Origin of the sequence: Micromonospora deserti (assembly GCF_003236335.1) — a bacterium.
GTDB classification, from domain to species: Bacteria; Actinomycetota; Actinomycetes; order Mycobacteriales; family Micromonosporaceae; genus Micromonospora; species Micromonospora deserti.
The window spans coordinates 1-4,570 of sequence record NZ_POUB01000379.1 but is presented as its reverse complement, the minus strand read 5'-3'; the positions used below and the strand labels follow the sequence as shown (position 1 = coordinate 4,570).

Sequence of the window (4,570 nt, the reverse complement as noted above, 5' to 3'; positions counted from 1 at the left end):
TTCCGGGAAGTGCTGCCTCGCGGTCAGGCGTCGAGGAGGGCGTCGTGGACCTCGGCCCAGATCCGCTCGTTCGCGGCGACCAGCAGGCCGTGGCCCTCGTCGACGGGGTGGTAGTCGGAGCCGTCGAACCGCCGGGCCACCCCGCCGGCCGCCCGGACCAGCAGGGTGCCCGGGCCGTGGTCCCAGGGCAGGGTCCGCCAGAAGAGCACGAACTGCTGGTCGCCGAGGAGGATGTCGAGATACTCGCGGCCGGCGCAGTGCTGCCCGGGGAGCAGCTCGCCGATCCGCTCGCCGCCCGCCTCCACGGCGGCACGCGACGCGTTCGGCAGGAACCGGGTCATCGCCGCGCCGCGCAGCGCGCCGACCGGCGGCACCTCGTCGGTGGTCCGCACCGGCCGCCCGTCGAGGTACGCTCCCTCCCCCACCCGAGCGGTGGCCAGCGTGCCGGCCAGCGGGTCGAGCACCCACGCGGCGGCCGGTTCACCGTCGGTCAGCAGCGCCACCATCAGGGCGAACGGCCGCCGCCCGGCAGCGAAGTTGGACGTGCCGTCGACCGGGTCGACCAGCCAGACATCCCCGGACCCGCGCAGGTGCCGCAGCAGTGCCCGGTCCTCGGCCACCGCCTCCTCGCCGACCACCACGGAGCCCGGGCGCAGCCGGCGCAGGGCCGCCGCGATCACCTCCTCGGCCCGCCGATCGGCGACCGTGACGATGTCACCGGGCGCCTTCTCCGCGACGTCGTCGGCGTCGAGTTTGCGGAACAGCGGCAGCACGACCTGGTCGGCGGTTTCGCGCAGCAGCCCGCCGACGTCGTCGAGCAGAGTGTCAGCCACGCGGCGGCAGCTTGACCACGCTGACGAAGAACTCGTCGATCTGCCGGACCACCGAGATGAACCGCTCGAAGTCCACCGGCTTGGTCACGTACGCGTTGGCGTGCAGTTGGTAGCTGCGCAGGATGTCCTCGTCGGCCTGGGAGGTGGTCAGCACCACGACCGGAATGCGGCAGAGCTGCTCGTCCTTCTTGATCTCCTCCAGCACCTCCCGCCCGTCCCGGCGCGGCAGGTTGAGGTCGAGCAGGACCAGGTCCGGCAGCACCGCGTCCGCGTACTGGCCCTCCCGCCGCAGGTAGGCCAGGGCCTCCGCCCCGTCGGAGACGACGGTCAGCCGGTTGCGCACCTTGTGCTCGTCGAACGCCTCCTGGGTCATCAACACGTCGCCCGGATCGTCCTCCACCAGCAGGACCTGGATCGGGCTCTTGCCGTCCGCCGGCGCGGTCATCCCACCGTCTCCTTCATGCCACCCGTTCTACCGCCTCCCGGCGGCCCGTCGGCGCCCTCCGGGGCGTCCGTCTCCTCGGCCGGCGGTCCGCCCTGCTCCGGCGCGGCCGGCCGACCGGCCGGATCCGGGGCGCCCGCCACGGCCCCGCCGGCGTCCCCGGCCGTCGCCCCGCCGACGCCCGCGCCCGTGGACCCGCCGACGTCCGCGCCCGTGGACCGGTCGGCGTCCGCGCCGGTGGACCCGTCGGCGTCCGCGCTCGTGGCGGCCGCGCGCACGTCCTCGGGGCGCGCGGGGAGGGTGAAGCGGATCGCGGTGCCCTCCTCGGTGCCGGTGTCCACCCAGACTCGGCCGCCGTGGTACTCCACGATCTTCTTGACGATCGCCAGCCCGATGCCGGTGCCCGGGTACGCGTCCTTGGCGTGCAGCCGCTGGAAGATGACGAAGATCTTGTCGGCGAACTCCGGCTCGATCCCGATGCCGTTGTCCTGGCAGCTGATCTCCCACTCGTCACCGACCAGCCGGGCCGAGACGTGCACCCGGGGCGGCACGTCGGGGCGGCGGAACTTGATCGAGTTGCTGACCAGGTTGGTCAGCAGGTTGGTCAGCAGTGGCTCCTCGCCGCGGATCACCGGCAGCTCGCCCCAGGTCAGCTCGGCGTCGGCGTACTGCCGTGCCGCCTCGGTCTGCCCGACGACGTCACCCATCACCCCGTTCAGGTCGACCTCGGTGAAGCCGCTGGTGAGCCGGCCGATCCGGGAGAAGGCGAGCAGGTCGTTGATCAGTCGCTGCATCCGCTGCGCGCCGTCCACGGCGAACGCGATGTACTGGTCGGCCCGCTCGTCGAGCTGACCGGCGTAGCGACGCTGGAGCAGCTGGCAGAAGCTGGCCACCTTGCGCAGCGGCTCCTGCAGGTCGTGCGACGCCACGTACGCGAACTGCTCCAGGTCCCGGTTGGAGCGGGTGAGCTCCTCGGCCTGCTTCTGCAGCTGGCTGTTGACCCACTCGATGCGTTCCCGTGCCTCGCGCACCTCGGTAAGGTCCGCGGCGATCTTGCGGCGCATCGCGTCCACGTCATCGGCGAGCTGGAGCAGCTCGGGCGGGCCGGACCCGGTGATGCCGTGCTGGTAGTCGCCCTCGGCCACCTCCCGGATCTGGTCGGCCAGCCCGGTCAACGGGCGGATCACCACCCGGTCCAGGGAGAGCACCAGCATGGCGCCGGCGACCGCCACCACCAGCGCGGCGATGACCAACAGGACGACGAGCTGGTTGCTGGTCCGCTGGACGTCCGCGGCGGCCGCGTCCCGCGTCGCCAGAATCTCCTGCCGCAGCTCGTCGGCGGCGGACCGGACCTGGTTGAACTGCTGCCGGGCCTGGTCGGTGATGAGGGCCTGCCCGGCGGTGGTGCCGTTCAGCTCGGTGCTGGTGATCACCGGCACCGCCACCGCCTGGCGCCACTCCTCGGCCCGGGTCTCGACCACCCGCAGCTCCTCCTGGAGCCCCGGGTAGTCGTCCAGGAGCCGCCGCATCGAGGCGATCCGGTCGCGCTCCAGCTGCCGGCCGGCGTCGTACGGACCCAGCTCCGCCCGGTCGCCGCTGACCGCGAAGCCGCGGATCGCGGTCTCCTGCTCCAGCAGCGCGTTCAGCAGCTCCTGCGCCTGCACCGGCAGCGGGCCGGTCTTGGTGAGGATCGCGTCGATCTGGTTGCGGTTCTGCGCGGCGACCGCCGCCGCGGTGCCGGCCAGGCCGACCAGGATCAGGGAGACGACGGCGAGCAGCGCGACGACCCGCCGCCGCAGGGTCCAGTGCCGGATGTTCACGCTCACCGGCCATCCCCCCGGGTCAGCAGCAGCATCGCGACGTCGTCGGCGAGCGGCCCGCCGTTGAGCTGTTCGGCCCGCCCGACCAGCCAACCCGGCAGCTCGGGCAGGGGCACGGCCTGGCCGGCCGGGTCGGCGAGCAACCCGCTGAGGCCGGGCACGTCGAGCCGCTCGTCCCCCTCGCCGACGCGCCCCTCGATCAGACCGTCGGTGTACATCAACAGGGACCAGTCGTCGGTGTCGAACTCCAGGTCGTACGCCACCGGCCGGCGGGGGCGTACGCCCAGCAGCAGGCCGCCGGGCGCCGGGACCGGCGCGACCTTGCCCCCGGCGAGCAGCAACGGCGGCGGGTGCCCGGCCAGCCGGACGGTGGCCCGGTTGGCGTCGAGGTCCAGCCGGGTGGTGGCGACGGTGGCGAAGATCTCCTGGAGCCGGCGCTCGCTCATCAGCACCTGCTCCAGCGCCGGCAGCACCTCGTCGTCGGCCACGCCGGCGAGGATCAGCGCCCGCCAGGCCACCCGCAGTTCGACGCCGAGCGCCGCCTCGTCAACGCCGTGCCCGCAGACGTCGCCGACGATCAGGTCGAGCCGGTCGGGCCGGGTCTGCACCACGTCGAAGAAGTCGCCGCCGATGAGGGCGGCGTGCCGGCCGGGCCGGTAGAAGGTGTGCACCGCGATCTGGTCGGTGGACATCAGCGGCTGCGGCAGCAGGCCCCGCTCCAGGCGGGCGGACTCGGCCTGCCGCAGCTCGACCTCGCGTAGCCGCCGGGCGTTCTCGTCGGCCCGCTTGCGCTCCACGGCGTAGCGCAGCGCGCGGGTCAGCAGCACCCCGTCGACCTGGCCCTTGACCAGGTAGTCCTGCGCGCCCTCGGCGACCGCGACGATGCCCATGTGCTCGTCGGAGCGGCCGGTCAGCACGCAGACCGCGGCGCCGCTGGCCATATCCAGCACCGTGCGCAGCCCGTCCAGACCCTGGGCGTCGGGCAGGCCGAGGTCGAGCAGGACGCAGTCCACGCCGGCCACCCGCTGCCGGGCCTCGCTCAGGCTGGTCGCCACCACCAGGTCGATCATCGAGTTGGTCTCCGCGAGCAACTCGCCGACGAGGAACGCGTCACCCTCGTCGTCCTCGACCAGCAGCACCCGCAGCCGCTCGCCGGGAGGGAGGTTGGGGTGGCGCCCGAGACCGCCGTGCGGGTACGGCACAAGGGAGGAACCGGCCAGGCCGGTCCCCCGATACGGCCGGGTCACCGCCGCGAGACGCGGAAGATCGCTGGTGATGTCGGGCTCCTTCCAAGTGCCCTGCTGATCCTGTATTAGACAACGGTCGCACACAACACGACGGCCTCGGCGGGGGCGGGAGCGGGCCGGGTCACCACCCGTTAAGGGACAAAGCCGACAGTGGACCACGCCCGGTGCACCCGCCCGTCGCACCGCCGCTCCCGCAACCGCCCGGCGCGGTGCAGGATGGTGTCCACC

At 73.2% G+C, this 4,570-nt stretch carries 4 protein-coding genes; all 4 read right to left on the bottom strand.

Translation table 11 applies throughout. The annotated features are described in order from the left end of the window. Positions 1–23: 23 nt before the first annotated feature. From C1I99_RS29610 to C1I99_RS29595, 4 genes are read right to left on the bottom strand one after another with little or no spacing between them, the layout of a single operon-like run. The gene (locus C1I99_RS29610) at positions 24–833 is read right to left on the bottom strand and encodes an inositol monophosphatase family protein (RefSeq protein WP_111137479.1); all 810 of its coding nucleotides are present in this window, start codon (positions 831–833) and stop codon (positions 24–26) included. Beyond that, positions 826–1,278, bottom strand: coding sequence for a response regulator (locus C1I99_RS29605; RefSeq protein ID WP_111137478.1), 453 nt, complete (start codon positions 1,276–1,278; stop codon positions 826–828). The genes C1I99_RS29610 and C1I99_RS29605 overlap by 8 nt, the downstream gene beginning before the upstream one ends. Then, on the bottom strand, positions 1,275–3,101 hold the full coding sequence (locus tag C1I99_RS29600) for a sensor histidine kinase (RefSeq protein WP_233512789.1): 1,827 nt from the start codon (positions 3,099–3,101) through the stop codon (positions 1,275–1,277). Before C1I99_RS29600 ends, C1I99_RS29605 begins: the two co-directional genes overlap by 4 nt. Next, entirely contained in the window at positions 3,098–4,342 is a 1,245-nt protein-coding gene (locus tag C1I99_RS29595) for a PP2C family protein-serine/threonine phosphatase (protein WP_233512788.1), read from the bottom strand. The genes C1I99_RS29600 and C1I99_RS29595 overlap by 4 nt, the downstream gene beginning before the upstream one ends. Positions 4,343–4,570 lie beyond the last annotated feature (228 nt).